The following is a 21,224-nucleotide window of genomic DNA, read 5'->3' as shown; positions in this document are numbered from 1 at the left end:
GTAAGATGAGGCGTCACCTCATTTTACTGATATGACTGCACTGGACCCTCATCTTGCCGAGCGCCTTCCCACTACCATTTACGCTGACTCGGAGCAGGCCTCGGTAGCTGTGGCTCGACAGATTGCGCAGCTCATTGCGCAACGAGCCGCTGAGCAGCGCCCCTGTGTACTAGGCCTAGCCACGGGCTCTACTCCTACCCGGCTGTATGAAGAGCTAGTTAGATTGCACCGCGAGGAAGGGGTAAGTTTTCGGCATGTTGTCACGTTTAATCTTGACGAGTATTTCCCGATGCCGCCGGACTCTTTGCAGAGCTATGTGAGGTTCATGCACGAATACTTATTTGACCACCTTGATATTCCGGCAGGGCAAATACACATTCCGGATGGCACGGTACCGCAGGAGCAGGTAGCTGAATTTTGCCGACGATACGAAGAGCAGATTAGGGAAGCGGGCGGCATTGACCTGCAGATACTGGGAATTGGCCGTACCGGCCACATTGGCTTTAACGAACCCGGCTCGGGAGCCAATTCCCGCACCCGGCTGATTACCCTAGACCACATCACCCGAACGGATGCGGCCTCAGACTTCTATGGTGAGGAAAACGTGCCACGCCGGGCCATTACGATGGGAGTAGGCACCATCTTGGAGGCCCGCCAAGTTGCTCTTCTGGCTTGGGGAGAAGGCAAGGCTGCCGTAGTGAAGCGAATGGTAGAAGGCGAGATGACGGACTCTGTGCCGGCTACCTACCTCCAGAAACACCCCAATGTACAGGTAGTATTAGACGAGGCTGCCGGTGCGGAACTTACTAGAACCAAAAGCCCCTGGCTAGTTGGGACCACCCTTGACTGGCAGGATGACGCTAACCGCCGGAAAGCTGTAACCTGGCTGGCCCGTAAGCTTCAGAAGCCTATCCTGAAGCTTACGGACCAAGAGTACAATGAGCACGGGCTCTCAGGCCTGCTAGCGGAATCAGGACTGGCCTATGAGTTGAACATCAAAGTATTCAACCAGTTGCAGCGTACTATCACAGGGTGGCCAGGAGGCAAACCTAATGCCGACGATACGAACCGGCCGGAGCGGGTCACGCCATTTCCTAAACGGATTCTTATCTTCTCCCCTCACCCCGACGATGATGTTATATCTATGGGAGGCACGTTGCTACGCTTGGTAGATCAGGGGCATGAGGTGCATGTGGCCTACCAAACCAGCGGCAACATTGCCGTATTTGATGATGAGGCCATCCGGTTTGCGGAGTTTGTGGCGGAATACGATGAGACTTTTCGGCTTGATGAGCAGCCAGCGGAAACGCTGTACCGGCGGGTAACTGATTTCCTCCAGAACAAAGCGCCTGGCCAGGTCGACTCTGAAGAAGTGCAGCAGATTAAAGGGCTAATCCGACGGGGTGAGGCGAAGAGTGCTTGTCGCTACGCCGGTATCCCGGATGAGAATGTGCACTTCATGGACCTGCCTTTCTACGAGACGGGGCGGGTACGAAAGAAGCCGATTGGAGAGGAGGATATTCGCCTTACCATAGAGTTACTAAACCGAGTTGCTCCCCAGCAAATCTATGCTGCCGGCGACTTGTCGGATCCTCACGGCACCCATCGGGTGTGTTTACAAGCCGTGTTTGAAGCTATTCGCCGGCTGAAAGCTCAGGATACCGCTTGGCTTTCAGATTGCTGGCTGTGGCTATACCGCGGTGCTTGGCAAGAATGGGACATCGACCAAATTGAAATGGCCGTACCACTTTCGCCCCAAGAGCTGGTTCGTAAGCGGCGAGCTATATTCAAACACCAGTCGCAGAAAGACCGGCCGCTATTTCCCGGAGCCGACCAACGAGAGTTCTGGCAGCGCGCCGAAGACCGCAACCGCACTACCGCGCAACTCTACGATTTGCTAGGCCTGCCGGAATACGAGGCGATTGAAGCGTTTGTACGCTGGCACTTCTGAGCTCTACAGTGGAGTCAGGCGGCACTGCTAGCTTAGCTCGGCGCCTTGCTCGCATGCGTGGGGTCATTTCAGAAGTGTCGGGGGTGCAGCAGGCTTCTTGGTGGGCAGTTTGGGCAAACAAGTACCCCTGCACTATGGCCCTGTGAAAATATTCGCAGGCATCGGGTAAAGCACCTTCTTGCTGGGCCACTCTTCCCAGCAAGAAATAGACCTGCCCGCTACGAGGGGTTAAAGTCAGTACTTGCCAATAGTCGGCACGAGCGGCTCCAAAGTCTCGGAGCTTATATTGGGCTAGGCCCCTGTATAACAGCAAGCGAGCTATCATAGCAGGCTGCTTGGCGTAGCGTAGGCCAACAGTAAAATCACGAACAGCACCCGTGTAACGCCGTTTCACAAACAACAGATCCTCACCGCGGCCTAACCGGGCTCCTGCTAGGGTAGAATCAAGCGACAGGGCCTGCTCAAAGGCTAATTGCGCTGAATCGGGCTGGTGTAGTGCCGCATGGCACTGGCCTAGTCGCCACCACAGCATTGCCTGCTGCTGCGCTTCCGTTGACTGTTGCAGTGCGGCTCTATAATCTCGCTGCGCACCTTCATACTCGTGGTAGATCAGGTGCGAAATCTCGGCCCGCCGTTGCAGCGCCCGCAAGTGCTGAGGCTTGAACTCTAGCGTTTCGGTAAAGTAGCTATGGGCGGTACTCCATTCCCCGTGGCTGTAGGCCTCTATGCCATCATCGTAATTGCTGTTAGCCGTTACGTAATCCATCGTCACTTTCACTGACGCCACAAACAGGAGCAGGCCTAGCAGCAATAACCCAAGCAGCCAGTAGTCGCGGCGAGTAAACTTCACGCGCTTCCGGGGAATATTGTGGTACGAGCGCTCTGCTGCCCCAGCTGGCCGGCGCGTACGCAGCGGGGCCGGCGGAGGCATCGGTACTCCGTAGAGGTGCTGAGACTGCGCCCGGTATTGCTGCTGCCGCCGTATCTCCTCGGCACGACGGGCAGCTGCGCGCAATTGATAATCATATTGAGCTCGGCGATTTGGCTCACCCAACACATGATACGCGGCAGCTACGGCCTTAAATAAGTCCTCATACAGCGTGCTACCCCTGTGCTTATCAGGATGATACTGTATAGCTAACCGCTTGTAAGCCAGCTTAATCTCACTAGCCGAGGCGGTAGCTGATACTCCTAAAACCTGGTAATGATTCTGGCTCAAAATGCGACAATATATAGTAAAAGTACGTCAATTTTCAGACACTACGAACACTTTTCCGTATGAAGAAGCTCGCTGAAAGGCAGGCTTCTATCCTGCTTTCTGACGTCTGAAACTGTAACATTGTTCCCTGTTCAATTCTCTCTTTATCGTATGGGCCTCTTCTCCACCGACGACGACGATACCACCAAAACACCGCGCACCGACAATATGGTGAGCAACCTGATGGGCTACCTCGATACGCGTATTGATTTAGTGCGTTTAGAGACTCAGGAGAAAGTAAAGCACGTCTTTGTAGGGACTATGCACGGAGTAGCCATGGCTACTATTGGGCTGATGTTCTTTCTATTTTTGAACGTGTTTATTGCCCTGTTGCTGAATGATGTGCTAGACAGCTCCTTCTGGGGATTTGGTATTGTAGCTGCTTTCTATCTTCTTCTGCTTATCATCTTCATAGTAGGAGTAGACAAAAAAATGTTCCAGGGATTAGCTGACAAGCTGCTGGACAACACGATTTATAAATCCGACAAACGCCAAGCTTAACCCACCACATGGCTGATCTGCATAACCCGCTGTTTGAGGACGAAAAGGAGTTTCTGGAGCGCCAGAAGCTGGAATACGAACGCGCTCTGAAGGGCGATGTTGAGGTAATAAAAGCTAAAACCCAGACCGTAGGCAAGTACGCTGCCATTGGTGCTGGTGTATTAGGCGGTATCTGGCTGCTGTCAAAAGCCTTTGGCGGCAAGAAGAAGGAGCTTGGCTCCGGTAAAAAGAACCGGCGTCAGCAAAAAGCCCTAGCGAATGGTAACTCAGCGCGCCGTGTGCGTGGTAGTGCTGCCCGCTTGCAACGCCCCTCAACAACTACTGGCGTAGATACCGCCGTAGCGGATGACTTAGGTTTTGGTACGGGTCATCATCAATACGACCGGGGCCAGCATCATGGCCGCGCTCATATTGCCCCTGAGGTCTATCATACCGACGCCGACCCGTTCGCTCCAGTCAACTACGCAGCTAGCTCTGACAGAATGCCTGTTCACAGCTATCAACATGATGAGGAAGAATCCGTGCATCAGGATCAAGCCTCTTCAGTAGTGGCATCTGCATTCAAATCGTTTTTACAGTCGGATACAGGCAAGATGCTCATTGCTCAGGCTTCTGCCGTATTAATGGCCTATGTAGCAAAGAAGGCTGGGGATTATTTGCCAATCCTTAAAAATCCCGACCTTGCATCTTCCGCTAACGGCTACCACACGGAGCCGGAGACCCGGGATGTTGAGTTCACTTACCACGATGACGACGCGGATGCGCCTCACCAGTCTCTATGATGCCCTGACCAAACGCCGCAAACACGGCCAGAAGTCGTTGGCTGTTTTACTTGATCCTGATCAACTGGATGAGGCAAGTTGCCGGCTTATTCTGGAGCTAAGCGAAAAACATCCGGTTGATTACTTTTTTATGGGCGGCAGTCTGGTGATGAGTTCTCACCAGGCTGCCCTCATTCGTTTCATAAAAAGCCGGTCGGGGGTGCCCATTCTGCTTTTCCCCAGCAACAGTTTGCACATTGATGAGCAGGCTGATGGTATTTTGCTGTTGTCATTGATTTCAGGTCGTAATCCTGATTTTCTGATTGGTCAGCATGTTATTGCAGCCCCCTTACTGCGCCAGAGCAATTTGCAGATTCTGCCAACGGGCTACATGCTCGTGGATACAGGCCGTCAGACGACGGCCAGCTACATGAGCGGTACGACTCCGTTACCCTATGACAAGCCGGCTATTGCCGCTTGCACCGCTATGGCAGGCGAGCAGCTAGGCCTACGCCTAATGTATCTGGATGGTGGTAGTGGAGCTATGTACCCCGTTTCCGCGGCTATGATTCGGGCAGTGCGGCAAGCTACTGAAGTACCACTAATAGTTGGTGGCGGCATCAACACCGTAGATAAAGCCCAAGTTGCCCTATCCGCTGGAGCAGATGTAATTGTTGTTGGGAACCAGATAGAAAAGGACCGTGACTTTCTCGGAGAAATGTCGAAAGTAGTTCGGAGCTTCAATACAGTTCGGAACATGAACCCTGAACTGCAATAGCTGCACGGTGGCTGGGTCAAAATCAAGGTTAAGTCAGCCAGTAATGCAAAGAGCCGCTCTCAGTTAATGAGAGCGGCTCTTTGCATTACTGGCTGACTACGATTAGATGTTCATCGCGGACTCACGACGGCGCATTTTACCAGCCGGGATGCCAAACATCATTTTGAAGCGACGGCAGAAGTACGCAGTGTCCTTATACCCTACTTCTTTACCAATATCGCGAATGCTCTTCTTGGTGGTACGGAGCAAGAACACGGCTCGCTCCATACGCTGGTACTCAATGTAATCCTGAGGGTTAATACCCGTCAGCATTTTGAAGTACTGGCCTACGTAGTCTTCGCTCACGTTAGCAACACCCGAGAGAACTTTGTTAGAAAGGTCGCCACCGATGTTCTCCTTGATGTAGTTGAACAAATCAATGAGGCGCGGATCCTTGAAGTACGTGCTATTAGTAGCCAATTGCTCCACGAACATCTTGTTTTTCAAGATGTAACGCACAATTTCTACTACAATATTCTCAGTATAAATAGTAATCAGACGCTCACGGCCAGGCAACTCCTGCAAGCTCTCCTCTACCACCTTTATGATAAGGTTGGCGAGTTTAGAGTTGCCCGTAATTAAGAAGGCCGGTACATCCAGCGAAGCAAAGAAGTTAACAGAGTCAAAAACCTTGGCCTCAAAGCTTACGTGGCTGTGGCTTTCTTCCGCATCACCAATCAGATCCAGATCGGTATTTGAGTGGAAGAACTTGTCTTTATTGCTGATGAGATCATCATTCGTAATGCTCTTCGACGAGACTTCGCCATAGGACACTTTCGTGGCCCGGCCACCCGGAATGAACAGCATTTCCCCCTCCTCTACCACCTGCTCTTCGTCGCCGAAGGTAATACGCCCTTTGTGTAGTAGAATAAGGTTATTGCCCACGTCATAGTAGTTGCGCACAGTAAAGGGCTGTTGCAGTACTAAGTTTTTCGCTTTGATGTAACGAACACCCAGCGACTCTATCACTTTATTATAATCTTCCATCTGCAGCGAGTGACTGTGTTACGTAAGTGGATCGGAGAAATAGCACCCCCGACTTATGTAATGCAAAATAACATATAAAAATTCACAAAAAGAAAAACCCAGCCTTTTTTAGGCTGGGTTTAATGCAATGTTTCTCGCTTTTAGGCAAATCTAATCCTACTTTAGAATTTCACGAGAGATTACAATTTTCTGAATCTCAGAGGTTCCCTCGTAAATCTGCGTGATTTTGGCATCTCGCATTAAACGCTCTACGTGGAATTCTTTTACGAATCCGTAGCCCCCATGCACCTGAACCGCTTCAACGGCAGTGTCCATCGCTACCTTAGATGCGAACAGCTTAGCCATGGCTCCAGACTTCGCATAATCTTGGTGGGCGTCCTTATCATTGGCTGCTTGCAGACACAATAGTCGCGCTGCATCAATATTCGTCGCCATATCCGCCAGCTTAAACTGAATCGCTTGGTGCTGCGAAATCGGCACGCCAAATGCCTTACGCTCTTTAGCGTACTTCAACGACAGCTCATAGGCACCTGAAGCAATGCCTAATGCCTGCGAGGCAATACCGATTCGGCCACCTGCTAGTACCTGCATAGCGAACTTAAAGCCGAAGCCGTCTTCGCCAATGCGGTTTTCTTTAGGCACCTTCACGTCAGTGAACATCAGCGAGTGCGTGTCGGAGCCACGGATACCCAGCTTATTTTCTTTGGGGCCTACTACGAAACCAGGGGTATCTTTCTCCACGATAATGGCATTGATACCGCGGTGTTTAAGCTCGGGGTTGGTCTGAGCAATAACAATGTATACCGAAGCTGAAGAGCCGTTGGTAATCCAGTTCTTGGTGCCGTTGATGAGGTAGTGGTCACCTTTGTCCTCCGCAGTTGTGCGCTGCATGGTAGCATCGGAACCCGCTTCCGGCTCAGAAAGGCAGAAAGCCCCGATTATTTCACCGGTTGCCAGCTTTGTCAGGTACTTCTGCTTTTGCTCCTCGGTGCCATACTTCTCTAGGCCCCAGCATACGAGGGAGTTATTAACGGACATGATAACGGAGCAGGAAGCATCTACCTTGGAGATTTCCTCCATGGCCAGTACATAGCTCACCGTATCCATACCGCCGCCGCCATACTCGGGGCTTACCATCATACCCATGAAGCCCAGCTCACCCATTTTCTTGATTTGCTCGGCGGGAAATTTTTGGTGCTCGTCTCGTTCAATAACACCAGCCCATAGTTCATTTTGGGCGAAGTCGCGAGCAGCAGCCTGAACGGCTAATTGTTCTTCAGTGAGCTGAAAATCCATGCGGTAAAAGGGGTGGGGTGGGAAAAATCATCAGGAAGCACAGCGTAAATTCGCTAGCAACCCTCAAAATTAAGCGCCTGAGTTTGCAGATGACACAGACAGTGTAGTTTTTTTCAATGCGCTTGCATTGATAAGGGCAAGGATCAGCTTTTTGTTTCCTGGCAATTTCTTTTCAGCAGATAACAAACACTTGGTTCTCTGAGCGCTGGTCCATACATCTACACTAGCCACTCTCTAAGCCTATCAAATAAAACCGCCGCTCCTACTTGTGGAGCGGCGGTTAAAGCAGTCATGCTTATCTATGTGACTAATCACGACGGCGACCCATCAGGAACGAGGCGTAGTACAGGAGCGTTGCCAAGGAGCCAAGAGCGGCCACTACGTAGGTCAGTGCGGCCCACTTTAGCGCGTCTTTAGCCATTGCGTGCTCTTGAGGTGTCACAATACCTCGGCGGTCAATCCAAGCCAATGCCCGTTTAGAAGCATCAAACTCAACTGGCAAGGTTACGAAGCTAAACAACGTAGTGAGAGCAAACAGGCCTACACCAATTGTCAGGGGCAGCGGAGTATTGTTCAGCATAATCACGCCTAGAAACAGCAGAATCGGCATGAACTTCGAAACAGCACTCAGAGCTGGTACCATGGCTGAGCGGAACTGCAAGGCCGCGTAAGCAGTAGCATGCTGCACAGCATGGCCGCACTCGTGTGCTGCTACGGCAGCAGCAGCGGCGGAGCGGTCAGCATATACTGCTTCACTCAGGTTAACTGTTTTATCGGCAGGGTTGTAGTGGTCGGTTAGGCGGCCAGGAGTTGAAATTACTCGAACATCATTGATGCCGTGGTCAGCAAGCATGAGTTCGGCAATTTGCTTGCCGGAAAGATTTGATTGGAGGCCTACTTGGGAATAGCGCTCAAATTTGCTTTGCAAGCGGCGCTGAATGAGCCAACTCGCAATCATCGTTATGATAACGATGATGTAGGCCGGATTCATTGGGTAATACATGGTGGAAAGGTCTTAGGGAGTGAGATGCGCCTGGATACGCTCGACGATGCGCGTCGTGCTATAGCCGGCTACTAGTGGTACGGTCAGGACTTGCCCGCCGTTTTGTAACACCACCTGATGCCCTACAATTCCACTAATTGTGTAGTCGTCTCCCTTTACCAGGATATCCGGCACAAGGGCTTCAATTAGTGTTAACGGCGTCTGCTCGTCGAAGAGTACTACCGCATCCACAAACAAAAGGGAGGCCAATACACGGGCTCGTGACACTTCGTCTTGAAGAGGACGGCCGGGTTTGAGACAGCTCACGGAAGCGTCGGTGTTGAGGCCTACTACAAGCCTATCACCGAGATGCCGGGCCTTCTCCAAGTAGTCAACATGGCCTAGATGCAACAGATCGAAACAGCCATTGGTAAACACCACCCGCTGCCCCTGCGCTTTCCAGTCTGTAACTACGGGCAGCAAGGCCTCCCGCGTCATTATTTTGTCTTTACTCCACATGCGCGGGAACAGCCACAGCTGCTTTTATGGCCCCGGCCCGGCGGGCTACGCGGCCAGATTTTACCATACTAGCTACGAAGCTGATACCACCCATTAGTATAACGAGCAAGGTTTGGGAGCCATGCACTACTAGCGCGTATGCTATACCAGCATCTTTACTGATACCGTAGGCCAGTAGGATGCTCTGCACCATAACGTGGAATGGCCCAATACCGCCCGCAACAGGTGCGGCCATACCAAAGGCCCCGAACGTAAGCACAGCCAAACCTGCCCGCATATCGAGATTATAGGTAGCAGGAAAGCAGAAAAAAGCGAGGTAATCCATTAGATAATACACCGCCCATGTGAAGAACGTATGGAACAAGAACAGGCCTTTGTTCTTCAGCTTTAATACACTGAACACTCCTGCCAGAAGCCCTTTCAGAAAAGCTACTGCTTTATTAAAGAAAGCATTCTGCCGTAGCCGCTCTAAGTTGCGGAATAACGTATAAGCTGCCGCTACTAACAGGAACAGCGCTATGGCAGCGGCAATCAGCAGCGGAGTGCGGTTACGAGCCAGTGAATCGTAACGCCCCCCCAGCAGCTTATCCGTTACAAATACCCAAAAGGTGTTAAAATCAAGTAATAGGGTAGAGCCTAATAGGCCTAGCAGCACCAGCACGTCAATAACCCGCTCAGTCACAACGGTACCCAAGGCTACCTGTACGGGCACACCACTAGTCCGCCGTAGCACAGAGCAGCGTATGACTTCACCCATGCGTGGCAGCACCAAGTTGGCTAAGTAGCCCACCATCATAGCATGGTAGATGTCCCAAAAAGACGCCTTATAGCCAGTCGGGTCTAGCTGCATTTTCCACCTATACGCTCGGCTAAAGTAGCCCAGTGCCGACAGGATCATAGTGACTATTAACCACGAGTAGTTTGCTTCGCGGATTGAAGCTCCAATTCGCTCAAGGTTTTGTCCTTGCATAGCGTACCACATCAGAAGGCCCGAAACGGCAAGTAGCAACGCGTATTTAAGAACAGTGAGGAGATGCTTCACGTGATTGTAAGTAGGTGGATCAATAGCTAACGACAAGTGGCCTAGCTAGTAGCTATGTCACTTAGCCTAAGCGGTTGTGCTGATCAGGGAAGATAATAGTGGGCTTATGCGCCCGTGCCTCCGCAAAGTCAACTAGACCGTAGGAGATGATAATAATAATGTCTCCAACGGCGACGCGGCGAGCCGCTGGACCGTTCAGGCAAATCATTCCTGAGCCTCGCTCCCCACGAATGGTATAGGTTTCGAACCGCTCCCCATTGTTAATATTAACGATGGTCACTTTTTCGTTCTCCACCATATTTGCTGCGTCCAGTAGGTCTTCATCAATGGTGATGCTACCAACATAATGCAGCTCCGCCTGCGTAACCTTTACGCGGTGGATTTTGGACTTCAGAACCTCTATATGCATGAGGGATATATGCGAATGAAAAAGAAGGCTACAAAGATAGGAAACCCTACTTGAAGCCGGCCGGTTCGAGCAGCGCTAGACAGTTTTCACAACTACATTATCAATCAGGCGCACTCCTCCTAATTGGGCGGCTAAGCACAGGGCAATGGTCTGATTGGGTTTCCACTCACTCACGGGCTGCAGGGTTTCTGCGTCGGCTACCTCAAAGTATTCTAGGGTGATGCTTGGCTCCTGGCCTAGCAGTTCGGCTACAGCTATCCGTATAGCATCAGGGGTATTATGCTGGTGCACTAATTGCTCGGCCTGTTGTAATGCTCGATAAAGAGCAGGAGCAACTAAGCGTGCCTCAGGCGTTAAGCGGCGGTTGCGAGAGGACATAGCCAAACCATCTGCCTCTCGAATAGTAGGAAATGCTACTAACTCCAGATCAAACGATAGATCTTGCACCAGTTGGCGAACAATAGCAACCTGCTGGAAATCTTTCTGGCCAAAATAGGCGCGGTGCGGGCGGCACAGATGAAATAGTTTGCTTACTACCGTAGCCACACCATTGAAGTGTCCCGGCCGGTGCGCTCCCTCCATTACTCGCTCAAGGCTGCCAAAATCGAAATGCAGAACCGTCGGCCTAGGATACATTTCCTCCACTGAAGGCAGGAATAATGCGGTACACCCTGCTGGCCCCAACAGCTCAGCATCGGCTTCGGGTAGGCGTGGGTACAGGCGATAATCCTCAGGGTTATTGAACTGTGTAGGATTTACAAAAATACTGACTACCACTACGTCACATTCTTGGGCGGCAGCACGCACGAGTTGTAAATGGCCCTCATGCAAAGCGCCCATGGTGGGCACCAACCCGATGCGCTGACCCTCGCGACGCCAAGTTTCTGTTTGAGCTTGCAACGCAGCAGCCGTTTGCAGTATCTGCATAGAAAGAAGAGGCCTACCAGAATACCGGCAGGTGTGTTTAGTTGAAAATTCCCTCAAAAATGTTTAATTTTGTGCATCCCAAAGTGTTGCCCTCTCCCATTCACACCAACTGACCCAGTATGTCCAAGTTGAGAATACTCTATGCTGCCACGGAAATCAACCCGTTTTTGCAGACCACCAAGGTAGCGGAGTTTTTGCGGCGCTTGCCGCAGGGAATGCAGGAGATGGGGATGGAAATTCGCATTTTCGTACCCCGTTTCGGCATCATCAATGAACGTAAAAACCGCCTTCACGAAGTAGTTCGCCTGTCGGGCATCAACATCGCGGTGGGCGAGGATGAAAAGCCCCTCATCATTAAAGTGGCTTCGATTCCAAACGCGAAGCTACAGGTATACTTCATTGATAACGAAGATTATTTCCACCGTAAATCGGTACTGGTAGATAAGAACGACAAGTTCCACTCTGACAATGACGAGCGGGCTATCTTCTTCTGCAAAGGTGTGCTGGAAACGGTGAAGAAGCTAGGCTGGGCTCCGGATATTGTGCACTGCAACGACTGGATGACCGGCCTGATACCTATGTACTTGAAAACGACCTATAAAAAGGACCCGATTTTCAAGGACGCTAAATCCGTGTTCACTATCTACAATAATGAGTTCGACCATAAGTTTGATGGCGATATTATTGAGAAGGCGAAAATGCTGGACATTGAGGATGACATGCTGGCAGCATTGAAGTCGGCTGACTTTGGTGGCTTCATCAAAGTAGGTATGGAGTACGCTGATTCCGTTGTGAAATCAGACGAAGATTTCAGTGACAACCTCAATACGCTGTTTACTGAGTACTCAGAGAAGAAACAAATTGGACAAGTAGGTGCCGATGAAAACCTGCTTACTTCTTATTACGCGCTCTATAATGAACTGGCCAGCTAGCGCCATCCGACTAGCGTCGGTTACCTTCCTTTCCGGAACCCTACTAGGCCTCACCACTGCTTGTGAGAAGGCCAACGACCTAGGGCTTGAATTACCCGGTACATCTCCTATCAATTCTAACTACCGCGATTTTCCTGTTACGGCCTACACCGTACGGCAACAGCCGGTAGAGACAATTAAGGCTGATCATTTTCTTGTAGGGCGAGTAGCAGACACTAAAATTGGTGTTACTACGGCAAAGTCGTTTCTGAATGTTCAGATTGGCATGCCATCTGATTCGTTGCCTTCAAAGTATACTGAGACTAAGCTCGACTCTGTAGTATTGAGCCTGGGCTTCGATCAAGTATATGGTACTGCAACACGGCCATTGCGCTTAGACCTGCTTCAACTGCAGCAGCCGCTAGGTGAACGAACCGTCTATAATTCGCAGTCGCAGGTTGCCACAGGCAGCCCGTTGATTTCTGACTTCGCAGGCGTTTTAAACCGTGACAGATCAGTACGACAGGTAGTTGCTGGTAGTACTACTGATAGCATTACGGTACGAGTGCCGGATCGGGTAATTCGGATGCGTTTGTTGCGATACCCACAAGCAGCAGCTTTTGCTACTACAGCTTTCGCAGCGCTCAATGAAGCTAGCTTTGATCAAGCGCGCCTTGATGCTGTGGTGAAAGGATTGGCGGTAACACCTACTGCCAATGCGCAAACTGAGGATAACCTAGTAGGCTTTAGCCGAAACTTTGATACAAGGCTTGCCTTTTATTTCCATGGCAAAGCAAGCGGGAAGACGGTAAGCACCCGTCACGTTTACGCCATTTACTTCGGAAACAACCCGACACAGCTTCCTGCTGACGCAAAGTTTTTCACCCAGATTTCCACTACACTGGCGCAGCCACTTAGTGGCCTAGCAACTCCTTTTCAGCAGGTACCTGCTAGTGCTACTGGTGGAGAGACCTATTTACAGGAAGGTGTAGGGCTAGGCACTCGTATCGAGTTTCAAGGACTTGACGATCTAAAAAATAACGGGCAGCTGAATATAGGTCTGGCCGAGCTTCGCATCCCAATCAAGCAGTATACTAATGGTCTATTCCCTTATGCAAGTAGCGTGTACTTGCAGGAAGTAAATGCTGCTAACCAAGTTTTGATTCGTACGGTAGGTGCAACTGATTATGAGCGCCTGATTCAAGTCGAGAACAGCTCTACAGGAGCAGTGCCCCCTACATCGGTAGGCACTCCGGCTGCGGCGACGCTTTATCCTAGCTACTCTCAGCCTCAGTACTACACAGTACCGCTCACTAGTTACTTGCAATCTTACCTACTCAACCGATTAGGCGGGGAGCTTCCTTCAGGGCTAATTCTTTCACCCATCCTAAGAAACAACCCTAGCCTAACCTTGAACCGCACAACCCTTGACGCCAGTGGCATTAAGCTCCGGGTGTACTTTTCACAGCTTAAATAATATTGCTAGCGGAAAATCGCCAGCATAAACAGGGCGGCACGGCTTTTGCCAGTGCCGCCCGATTTTGTTTCTCTCAAAATATTGCTCTGACACAACCATCCAGCTATGTGCGGAATTGTCGCTTACATTGGGCACCGTGAGGCCTGCCCCATCATTATAAAAGGCCTGCGTCGCCTAGAGTACCGTGGTTATGACTCAGCTGGGGTAGCCTTGCTCAATGGGCAGCTTAGCGTCTACAAGAAAAAAGGGAAAGTCGCCGAACTAGAGGCTTTCATCTCTGATAAAGACACCCACGCTAACATTGGTATGGGCCATACTCGTTGGGCAACCCACGGGGAGCCAAACGATGTAAACGCACACCCCCACTATTCCACGTCGGAGCGTATTGCCATCATCCACAATGGCATCATTGAAAACTATGCAGCTCTAAAGACCCACTTGCAACAGCAGGGTCACGAATTTCACTCAGATACGGACACGGAGGTATTCGTTAACCTTATTGAGGAAATTCAGAAACAGAACCACTGCACGCTGGAAGAAGCTGTGCGCCTTGCCCTCCACGAAGTTGTTGGCGCCTATGCTATTGTAGTACTCAGCAAAGACGAGCCAGGCCAGTTGATTGCTGCCCGCAAAGGCTCGCCATTGGTTATCGGTGTTGGTCAGGACGAATTCTTTCTAGCTTCAGATGCCACTCCTATCATTGAATACACCAATGAAGTAGTCTATGTTAATGACTATGAAATTGCGGTAATCAAAGACGGCAAGCTCGACATCCGCACTAAAGAAGATGTGCAGCAGACGCCGTATATCCAGAAGCTGGAAATGGAGCTGGATAGTATTGAGAAAGGCGGCTATGAGCACTTCATGATGAAGGAAATTTTCGAGCAGCCTCGTTCTATCCTTGACTCAATGCGCGGCCGCTTGGAGCTGGAAGCTGGTCACTTGAACATGGGTGGTGTACGCGCTTACGAGCGTAAGTTCGTAACGGCCGACCGCATCATTATTGTGGCCTGTGGTACTTCTTGGCATGCTGGCCTAGTAGCCGAATACCTGCTAGAGGACTTAGCTCGTATTCCCGTAGAAGTAGAATACGCTTCGGAATTCCGGTATCGGAACCCCATTATTACTGAGCGCGACATTGTGATTGCCATCTCGCAATCAGGGGAGACGGCTGATACGCTAGCTGCTATTGAGCTAGCCAAGAGCAAGGGCGCTACGATCTTTGGCATTTGCAACGTGGTGGGCAGCAGCATTGCTCGCGCTACAGATGCCGGTGCTTACACGCACGCCGGTCCTGAAATTGGGGTGGCTTCGACCAAAGCCTTTACGGCACAGGTAACGGTGCTTACGCTGCTAGCCATGATTGTAGGCCACAAGCGCGGCACACTTTCCGACACCAAGCTGCGTGAACTCATGATGGAGCTCAGCAATATCCCTTCTAAAGTGGAGAAGGCTCTTTTGTTGAACACGGAGATTGAGCAAATGGCAGAGATTTTCAAGGATGTTTCCAACTTCCTGTATCTGGGCCGCGGCTATAATTTCCCAGTAGCTCTGGAAGGTGCCTTGAAACTGAAAGAAATCAGCTACATCCACGCTGAAGGATATCCGGCAGCTGAAATGAAGCACGGCCCGATTGCTCTCATTGATGAGAATATGCCGGTAGTGGTTATTGCCACGAAGGATAGCTCATATGAGAAGGTGGTGAGCAACATTCAGGAAGTGAAGGCTCGCAAAGGCCGCATCATTGCCGTGGTGACCGAAGGCGATGACGTAATTCCTCAAATGGCGGAATTCGTGATTGAAGTGCCTGCCACAAGTGAAGTGCTGACCCCTCTGGTTTCAGTTGTTCCGCTGCAATTGCTGTCGTACCACATTGCTGTACTGCGCGGCTGCAACGTCGATCAGCCCCGGAACCTGGCAAAGTCGGTAACGGTAGAATAGCTTAGATTATAAGTAAGTTAAAGCCGCTTCAGTTTCCTGAAGCGGCTTTCTTATTTCTACACTTCCTCAGCAGGCAAGTTAAAGTGCTGGCCTTGCAAAAACATTGCTTTTAGCAAGGAGCAAGGCTTGTAACGGCCTTCGTGAGTATCGTAGTACAATGCCTCTAGCGTTTGATAAACGTGGCCTAGGCCTATGCTGTTGGCCCAAGCAAATGGGCCTAGTTCTGTACCTAGACGCAGTTTCATTGTTTGCTCAATATCAGCTACAGATGCTGCACCTGTTTGAAGCAAGTAGCACGCTTCATTAATAAAAACGCAAACCAAACGCGGCGACAAGAGGCCTACACGGTCGGGCACGAGGCAGAAACGTGTGCCTAGTTTGGCGCAAAGCTGTGCCAATTGTGCAGCATCTTCAGGGCGAAATAAGCTAACCTCTAGGTGCTCACGATTTAGCATCGTTGGCAGTGCACACAGACCAAATACAGCACCGAAGGGCGGGGCTTCCTTATGGAAAAGCTGGGCCAAGCTCTTCGTGCAAGTGCCATAGAAGAGTGGTTGCCGGGGCTGTTCGTAATGCAGTTCCGGCCACTCCCGCAAATCGAATCCTACATCGGCTGCACCCAGGCGAGTGAGTAGATCGGGAGCGGAGGCTTCGCAGAAGTCGTAGGTGTGGCCTAGGCCAAACTTAGCGCGCAGCTCGGCTTCTACCGCTTCGCCGCCAACGATGAACAGGTGCATAGATTTTCCACTTACTTTGGCCTAAGATAGATTTTCTCTTTTCGCAACCTCTCCACCCGTATGGCAAATACTGTTGTTTATTCCGACCAAGCACCTGCTCCTATCGGCCCCTATAGCCAAGCCATTCAAGCTGGCAATACAGTCTACGTTTCCGGACAAATAGCACTCGACTCCACTACTGGGCAGCTCGTAGGTGAAGGGGATGTGGCCCAGGAAACGCATCAAGTAATGCGTAACATACAAGCGGTACTACAAGCTGCCGGCCTTACGCTGCGTAATGTGGTAAAGTGCAGCATCTTCGTGAAAGACCTCGGCAACTTTGGGTTGATTAATGAAATTTACGGCAGCTACTTTGAGGCTGACTATGCTCCTGCCCGCGAAACTGTGGAAGTGAGCCACCTCCCCAAAGACGTACAAGTGGAAATTTCCTGCATAGCGGTACAGTAACAACGTACTACAAAGCGGATATACTAAGTTGATGTTGGTAGTGCGTCAACTTAGTATATCCGCTTTTTACTTATCCGGCTCATGAGAGAATTAGGCATATTTTTGTTTGTGGCAGGCTTGATAGCCATGGTAGCCCCTTTACTACTGCCGAGTAATTTTCGGTTTCCCTTTCTCGACTGGATTCATACGTGGGGTAACACTATTGCTTGGGTTATTAGAATCGGGATTAGCTTGCTAGGGCTAGTGCTATGGCTATCCTTCAAGAACCGAGACTAGTGCGTCGCCCATCTCGTAAGCCGACGAAGGCGCTGCAAAAGCCCGATTTCTTTCCTGCTGAACATGTACTTCAACGGGCTCTGCCGCCGCATTTGGTAGGCCAGCAGGAATTTGAGCAATACCACTTTATTAACTTTGATCTGACGCAAGCGAACCTTGCGGGGCGGGTGTTCAGCGACTGTCTGTTTGAGAACTGTAACCTGGCGGGTGCCAGTATCGTGAATGCAGCCCTGCAAAACGTAGCCTTTGAGGGTTGTAAACTACTAGGCCTGCAATTTCACTCCTGCCGCGACTTTCTGTTTGGCGTGCATTTCAATAAGTGCCAGCTCGATTATGCGTCCTTCGCTGGGAAAGCGATGCCCAATACACAATTTGTATGTTGCTCCCTTCGGGAAGTTGAGTTCGGCCGAGCCAACTTAACGCAAGCCGTATTTGCTGACTGCGAGCTATCGGGCGCAGTATTTCACCAGACTAATTTGTCCGGTGCCGACTTCACGACCGCGCAGCACGTGATACTGGACCCGGAAGTAAATGAGCTGAAACAGGCCCGGTTTGCCTTGGCTAATCTACCAGGGCTAATGAGCAGACATGAGTTGGTTATCATGTAAGCGCCCTAGGCCAGTACGCTACTTCAACTGGTTACTGGCCTAGAGCTGCATAACCCTCCTCATGAGCGCTGTGCTGTGCTGGAAGGGCATTATTATATCCTTCTCCCTCCCCTGCTAATTGCCTACCTTTGCGGCGCGTTTCGGACTTGAACCGGCCGCGAATCTGCTGTTTGTATGGAAAGAGAAGTACGGGTACGTTTTGCACCCAGCCCCACCGGTCCGCTGCACATTGGCGGCGTGCGCACTGCGCTCTATAACTACCTGTTGGCCCGTAAGCTGGGCGGCAAAATGTTGCTGCGCATCGAGGATACCGACCAAAACCGCTTCGTGCCAGGCGCCGAGGACTACATCCGGCAGAGCCTGGAGTGGTGCGGCATTGAGCTTGATGAGAGCCCCTGGAACGGCGGCCCCCACGCTCCCTACCGCCAGAGCGAGCGGAAACCCATGTACATGCAGTATGCACAGCAGCTCATTGACAGCGGCCATGCCTACTACGCTTTTGATACACCCGAGGAATTAGATGCCATGCGCGCCCGCCTGACGGCCGCCAAGGTTCCGAATCCGCAATACAACAGCATCACGCGGGCGCAGATGCGTAACTCTCTTACCCTGCCGGCCGAGGAAGTGAAGCAACTGCTGGAAAGCGGCGAGCAGTACGTTATTCGTCTAAAAGTGCCCCGTAAGGAAGAAGTACGTTTCAACGACCTCATTCGCGGCTGGGTAGTGGTGCATTCTTCTTCCATTGATGACAAGGTGCTGATGAAGTCGGATGGAATGCCGACTTACCACTTAGCCAACATCGTGGACGACCACCTGATGGAAATCACCCACGTGATTCGGGGTGAGGAGTGGCTGCCCTCGGCACCATTGCACGTGCTTCTGTACCGTTACTTAGGCTGGGAAAGCACCATGCCGCAGTTTGCCCACCTGCCCCTGCTGCTCAAGCCCGATGGCACTGGCAAGCTCAGCAAGCGCGACGGCGACCGGTTGGGCTTCCCCGTGTTTCCGCTGGAGTGGCACGGTAAAGACGCCGAAACTGGTGAGCCTACGGTGAGCAGCGGCTACCGCGAGAGTGGCTACCTGCCCGATGCGTTCATTAACTTCCTGGCCTTCTTGGGCTGGAATCCTGGCAGTCAGCAGGAGCTCTTTACCATGGAGGAGCTGATTGAGGCCTTCTCAATTGAGCGCGTAAGCAAATCACCGGCTCGCTTCGACCAGAATAAAGTACGCTGGTACAACGAGCAGTACCTGCGCGCTAAGCCCGACAGCGAGTTAGCTCAGTACCTACTGGAAGCCCTGCAGGCGCAGGGCCTAGAGGTGCCCGCTGGCAAAGCCGAGCAAATTGCTGCCCTGGTGAAAGAGCGCGCTACCTTCCCTGCCGATCTGGCTAAGGAGGCGCAACTATTCTTTGTACGGCCCACGGCTTATGATGAGCAGGTAATCAGCAAGAAGTGGAACACGCAGGTAGCCGGTGCACTCGCTGAGTTTGCCCGGGAACTGCCCGCTGCTACTGATGCCTCTCCGGACGCTATCAAAGCCCTACTCACGCAGGTGCTGGAGCGCCAGGGTATTAAGATCGGGCAGGTGCTGCAAGCCTTGCGCGTTGCCGTAACCGGTGCCGCCGCCGGCCCCGACCTGATGCACATTATGAGCATTCTGGGTACTCAGGAAACGGCTGAGCGTATTGAAATGGCCATTAGCCAGCTGCCAGCTTAGCTCATACTGGCCTAGACAGCTTTACTAAAAGCCCATCCGACAATTCAGTTGGGTGGGCTTTTTTGTTGTTGCACGTTCATTGGAACAGACTTCTAGGCCACTATGTCAACCGCCGGTAAGGTCGCATCGTACTAGTTCTTTCAAGGCGACTGGTTATCTGCTGGGTCGCTTGCTGTTGAACTGACTTTAGCTGCCCGCATCATGGCCAAGAAACCCGTTAATCCGAAAAAGAAAAAGAACGACCCCGAGAAGAAAGCCCGGGTGCATAAGGAGCTAGAAGGCTTCGAGATTAAAGTAAATCCGCTGGGTGAAATCACCTCGAACTATTCCATAGAAGACATTAACCACTTTTTGAACCGCCACGTGCGCGATAAGAAGCTGGTGAACCGTGATGGCCAGTTTGGGGAGAAAGACGAAGAGGAAGAAGATTTCCCACTGGAAGAAGGTGCCCAAGAGCCCGAAGAGTCTGATGAGGACTTTATGCGCCGCACCAGCAAGGAGGCCAAGAAAAAAGGCCCCAAAGCGGAAGCTGAACCCGACGAGGACTTGGAGAAGACGACTGAAGACGACGAGTAAGCTTACTATAAGCAGCTTTCAAATGCCCTGCTGTGTGAGTGTCTCGTGAGCTAGCTTGCGACACTTGCGTAGCAGGGCATGTTTTTAAGCTCACGCTCTTATATGGCGTGGTTGCTTCCCTGCGGTGGCATTACTAACCGAATGAAAGCGGGTTTTACTATACTTGGGGGGTCCATTCACTACTACCCTCAACTATGCAATCCCACGACGTTGATTACAAAATTCTAGGCAACGACATTCAGGTGCTTGAAGTGGAGCTAGACCCGAATGAAACGGTAATTGCTGAAGCTGGCGCCATGGTGTACATGGACGAAGCCATTGCCTTCGAAACCAAAATGGGCGATGGCTCAGAGCCCGACCAAGGCTTTATGGGTAAGCTGTTTTCGGCGGGCACGCGCTTGCTCACGGGCGAGTCGTTGTTCATGACGCACTTCACCCACCGCGGAAGCTACGGCAAAAGTCGGGTAGCTTTCTCGGCTCCGTACCCGGGTACTATCATTCCGTTGGATCTGCGGACTCTGCCGCAGGGCCTCATTGTACAGAAAGATGGATTTCTGGCTGCTGCTCGGGGCACCAAGATGAACATTCACTTTAACCAAAAGCTAGGAACAGGCTTATTTGCTGGTGAAGGCTTCATTTTGCAGAAGCTGACGGGTGATGGCAAAGCCTTTATTCACGCCGGCGGTACTATCATTGAGAAGCAGTTAAACAACGAGCTACTACGCGTCGATACGGGTTGCGTAGTAGCCTTCGAGCCTAGCATTGATTTTAGTATTGCCCGCGCCGGAGGTTTGAAGTCCATGATCTTTGGCGGTGAAGGTCTGCTACTGGCTACGTTGCGCGGCACAGGGCGGGTCTGGCTCCAATCGATGCCGGTGAAAAAGCTAATTCAAGCATTGGCGCCCAACGGTGGCAACAGCCGAAAGGAAAGTGGCAGTGTGCTGGGTAATATGGTGGGCGGCATCTTCGACGAATAACAGCCTAGTTAAAAGCTCGCCCTGCTTAGCAGTGTACTATTAACATAGTCAAAGCTCAAGCAGGGCGAGTACAATTTACGGCGCAGAATTACGTACGCCCAGTCGGTT

At 51.4% G+C, this 21,224-nt stretch carries 21 protein-coding genes; 12 read left to right on the top strand and 9 right to left on the bottom strand.

Annotated elements, in window-relative coordinates; translation table 11 throughout:
• Positions 1-31 precede the first annotated feature (31 nt).
• Positions 32-1,951, top strand: coding sequence for a glucosamine-6-phosphate deaminase (gene nagB / locus EU557_RS22380; protein WP_135532703.1), 1,920 nt, complete (start codon positions 32-34; stop codon positions 1,949-1,951).
• On the opposite strand, the gene EU557_RS22375 is transcribed toward nagB, so the two are convergent.
• Positions 1,875-3,170, bottom strand: a complete 1,296-nt coding sequence (locus tag EU557_RS22375) for a J domain-containing protein (RefSeq protein ID WP_135532702.1) — start codon at positions 3,168-3,170, stop codon at positions 1,875-1,877. The two genes, nagB and EU557_RS22375, sit on opposite strands and share 77 nt — an antisense overlap.
• A 150-nt stretch (positions 3,171-3,320) precedes the next feature.
• On the opposite strand from EU557_RS22375, the gene EU557_RS22370 reads away from it, so the two are divergent.
• From EU557_RS22370 to EU557_RS22360, 3 genes are read left to right on the top strand one after another with little or no spacing between them, the layout of a single operon-like run.
• Positions 3,321-3,710 (top strand): phage holin family protein, encoded by a 390-nt coding sequence (locus EU557_RS22370; RefSeq protein ID WP_135532701.1) that lies wholly within the window; start codon positions 3,321-3,323, stop codon positions 3,708-3,710.
• 8 nt (positions 3,711-3,718) lie between these two features.
• On the top strand, positions 3,719-4,492 hold the full coding sequence (locus EU557_RS22365; protein WP_135532700.1) for a hypothetical protein: 774 nt from the start codon (positions 3,719-3,721) through the stop codon (positions 4,490-4,492).
• Positions 4,458-5,249, top strand: coding sequence for a geranylgeranylglyceryl/heptaprenylglyceryl phosphate synthase (locus EU557_RS22360; protein ID WP_245326358.1), 792 nt, complete (start codon positions 4,458-4,460; stop codon positions 5,247-5,249). The genes EU557_RS22365 and EU557_RS22360 overlap by 35 nt, the downstream gene beginning before the upstream one ends.
• A gap of 102 nt (positions 5,250-5,351) precedes the next feature.
• Here EU557_RS22360 and EU557_RS22355 read toward each other — a convergent pair whose 3' ends face one another.
• From EU557_RS22355 to panC, 7 genes are all read right to left on the bottom strand, one after another.
• Positions 5,352-6,275, bottom strand: a complete 924-nt coding sequence (locus tag EU557_RS22355) for a helix-turn-helix domain-containing protein (RefSeq protein WP_135532699.1) — start codon at positions 6,273-6,275, stop codon at positions 5,352-5,354.
• Between the two features lie 156 nt (positions 6,276-6,431).
• On the bottom strand, positions 6,432-7,571 hold the full coding sequence (locus EU557_RS22350) for an acyl-CoA dehydrogenase (RefSeq protein WP_135532698.1): 1,140 nt from the start codon (positions 7,569-7,571) through the stop codon (positions 6,432-6,434).
• Positions 7,572-7,878: 307 nt separating this feature from the next.
• A complete protein-coding gene (locus EU557_RS22345; protein ID WP_425351973.1) occupies positions 7,879-8,574 on the bottom strand; it encodes a zinc metallopeptidase in 696 nt (231 codons plus the stop codon).
• Positions 8,575-8,586: 12 nt separating this feature from the next.
• Complete coding sequence (rfaE2, locus tag EU557_RS22340) at positions 8,587-9,072, bottom strand: D-glycero-beta-D-manno-heptose 1-phosphate adenylyltransferase (protein ID WP_135532697.1); 486 nt, start codon at positions 9,070-9,072, stop codon at positions 8,587-8,589.
• The gene (locus EU557_RS22335) at positions 9,062-10,114 is read right to left on the bottom strand and encodes a lysylphosphatidylglycerol synthase transmembrane domain-containing protein (RefSeq protein ID WP_135532696.1); all 1,053 of its coding nucleotides are present in this window, start codon (positions 10,112-10,114) and stop codon (positions 9,062-9,064) included. Before EU557_RS22335 ends, rfaE2 begins: the two co-directional genes overlap by 11 nt.
• Before the next feature lie 61 nt (positions 10,115-10,175).
• Entirely contained in the window at positions 10,176-10,523 is a 348-nt protein-coding gene (gene panD, locus EU557_RS22330; protein WP_135429784.1) for an aspartate 1-decarboxylase, read from the bottom strand.
• Positions 10,524-10,598: 75 nt separating this feature from the next.
• Positions 10,599-11,450, bottom strand: a complete 852-nt coding sequence (panC, locus tag EU557_RS22325; RefSeq protein ID WP_135532695.1) for a pantoate--beta-alanine ligase — start codon at positions 11,448-11,450, stop codon at positions 10,599-10,601.
• 119 nt (positions 11,451-11,569) lie between these two features.
• Here panC and EU557_RS22320 point away from each other — a divergent pair, with 119 nt between their 5' ends.
• The 3 genes from EU557_RS22320 to glmS all read left to right on the top strand — a co-directional run bounded on the left by EU557_RS22320 (position 11,570) and on the right by glmS (position 15,779).
• On the top strand, positions 11,570-12,382 hold the full coding sequence (locus EU557_RS22320; protein ID WP_135532694.1) for a glycogen/starch synthase: 813 nt from the start codon (positions 11,570-11,572) through the stop codon (positions 12,380-12,382).
• Entirely contained in the window at positions 12,330-13,838 is a 1,509-nt protein-coding gene (locus EU557_RS22315; RefSeq protein ID WP_135532693.1) for a DUF4270 family protein, read from the top strand. Before EU557_RS22320 ends, EU557_RS22315 begins: the two co-directional genes overlap by 53 nt.
• A 105-nt stretch (positions 13,839-13,943) precedes the next feature.
• Positions 13,944-15,779 (top strand): glutamine--fructose-6-phosphate transaminase (isomerizing), encoded by a 1,836-nt coding sequence (gene glmS, locus EU557_RS22310; protein WP_135532692.1) that lies wholly within the window; start codon positions 13,944-13,946, stop codon positions 15,777-15,779.
• 56 nt (positions 15,780-15,835) lie between these two features.
• Here the strand turns inward: glmS and EU557_RS22305 are convergent, their stop codons facing one another.
• The gene (locus tag EU557_RS22305; RefSeq protein ID WP_135532691.1) at positions 15,836-16,516 is read right to left on the bottom strand and encodes a 3-hydroxyacyl-CoA dehydrogenase family protein; all 681 of its coding nucleotides are present in this window, start codon (positions 16,514-16,516) and stop codon (positions 15,836-15,838) included.
• 60 nt (positions 16,517-16,576) lie between these two features.
• Between EU557_RS22305 and EU557_RS22300 the strand changes: the two genes are divergently transcribed.
• The 5 genes from EU557_RS22300 (at position 16,577) to EU557_RS22280 (ending at position 21,116) form a co-directional block, all read left to right on the top strand.
• Positions 16,577-16,963 (top strand): RidA family protein, encoded by a 387-nt coding sequence (locus tag EU557_RS22300; protein ID WP_135532690.1) that lies wholly within the window; start codon positions 16,577-16,579, stop codon positions 16,961-16,963.
• Positions 16,964-17,211: 248 nt separating this feature from the next.
• On the top strand, positions 17,212-17,847 hold the full coding sequence (locus EU557_RS22295; RefSeq protein WP_135532689.1) for a pentapeptide repeat-containing protein: 636 nt from the start codon (positions 17,212-17,214) through the stop codon (positions 17,845-17,847).
• 174 nt (positions 17,848-18,021) lie between these two features.
• Positions 18,022-19,563, top strand: coding sequence for a glutamate--tRNA ligase (gltX, locus tag EU557_RS22290; protein WP_135532688.1), 1,542 nt, complete (start codon positions 18,022-18,024; stop codon positions 19,561-19,563).
• 201 nt (positions 19,564-19,764) lie between these two features.
• Positions 19,765-20,139 carry a hypothetical protein gene (locus EU557_RS22285; RefSeq protein ID WP_210116110.1) on the top strand — a complete coding sequence of 125 codons (375 nt, stop codon included), beginning with the start codon at positions 19,765-19,767 and terminating at the stop codon, positions 20,137-20,139.
• 194 nt (positions 20,140-20,333) lie between these two features.
• The gene (locus EU557_RS22280) at positions 20,334-21,116 is read left to right on the top strand and encodes a TIGR00266 family protein (protein ID WP_135532687.1); all 783 of its coding nucleotides are present in this window, start codon (positions 20,334-20,336) and stop codon (positions 21,114-21,116) included.
• Positions 21,117-21,224 lie beyond the last annotated feature (108 nt).

This window comes from Hymenobacter wooponensis, assembly GCF_004745865.1.
Classification (GTDB): Bacteria; Bacteroidota; Bacteroidia; order Cytophagales; family Hymenobacteraceae; genus Hymenobacter; species Hymenobacter wooponensis.
Note: the sequence above shows the minus strand (reverse complement) of the source record. Positions and strands in the feature narration are given on the sequence as shown.

Bases quoted from the DNA above. Each gene is read 5' to 3' on its own strand.
- nagB (WP_135532703.1), top strand. From the start codon at position 32: ATGACTGCACTGGACCCTCATCTTGCCGAGCGCCTTCCCACTACCATT.
- EU557_RS22370 (WP_135532701.1), top strand. From the start codon at position 3,321: ATGGGCCTCTTCTCCACCGACGACGACGATACCACCAAAACACCGCGC.
- EU557_RS22365 (WP_135532700.1), top strand. From the start codon at position 3,719: ATGGCTGATCTGCATAACCCGCTGTTTGAGGACGAAAAGGAGTTTCTG.
- EU557_RS22360 (WP_245326358.1), top strand. From the start codon at position 4,458: ATGACGACGCGGATGCGCCTCACCAGTCTCTATGATGCCCTGACCAAA.
- EU557_RS22355 (WP_135532699.1), bottom strand. From the start codon at position 6,275: ATGGAAGATTATAATAAAGTGATAGAGTCGCTGGGTGTTCGTTACATC.
- EU557_RS22350 (WP_135532698.1), bottom strand. From the start codon at position 7,571: ATGGATTTTCAGCTCACTGAAGAACAATTAGCCGTTCAGGCTGCTGCT.
- EU557_RS22345 (WP_425351973.1), bottom strand. From the start codon at position 8,574: ATGTATTACCCAATGAATCCGGCCTACATCATCGTTATCATAACGATG.
- rfaE2 (WP_135532697.1), bottom strand. From the start codon at position 9,072: ATGTGGAGTAAAGACAAAATAATGACGCGGGAGGCCTTGCTGCCCGTA.
- panD (WP_135429784.1), bottom strand. From the start codon at position 10,523: ATGCATATAGAGGTTCTGAAGTCCAAAATCCACCGCGTAAAGGTTACG.
- panC (WP_135532695.1), bottom strand. From the start codon at position 11,450: ATGCAGATACTGCAAACGGCTGCTGCGTTGCAAGCTCAAACAGAAACT.
- EU557_RS22320 (WP_135532694.1), top strand. From the start codon at position 11,570: ATGTCCAAGTTGAGAATACTCTATGCTGCCACGGAAATCAACCCGTTT.
- EU557_RS22315 (WP_135532693.1), top strand. From the start codon at position 12,330: ATGAAAACCTGCTTACTTCTTATTACGCGCTCTATAATGAACTGGCCA.
- glmS (WP_135532692.1), top strand. From the start codon at position 13,944: ATGTGCGGAATTGTCGCTTACATTGGGCACCGTGAGGCCTGCCCCATC.
- EU557_RS22305 (WP_135532691.1), bottom strand. From the start codon at position 16,516: ATGCACCTGTTCATCGTTGGCGGCGAAGCGGTAGAAGCCGAGCTGCGC.
- EU557_RS22300 (WP_135532690.1), top strand. From the start codon at position 16,577: ATGGCAAATACTGTTGTTTATTCCGACCAAGCACCTGCTCCTATCGGC.
- EU557_RS22295 (WP_135532689.1), top strand. From the start codon at position 17,212: ATGGCTATCCTTCAAGAACCGAGACTAGTGCGTCGCCCATCTCGTAAG.
- gltX (WP_135532688.1), top strand. From the start codon at position 18,022: ATGGAAAGAGAAGTACGGGTACGTTTTGCACCCAGCCCCACCGGTCCG.
- EU557_RS22285 (WP_210116110.1), top strand. From the start codon at position 19,765: ATGGCCAAGAAACCCGTTAATCCGAAAAAGAAAAAGAACGACCCCGAG.
- EU557_RS22280 (WP_135532687.1), top strand. From the start codon at position 20,334: ATGCAATCCCACGACGTTGATTACAAAATTCTAGGCAACGACATTCAG.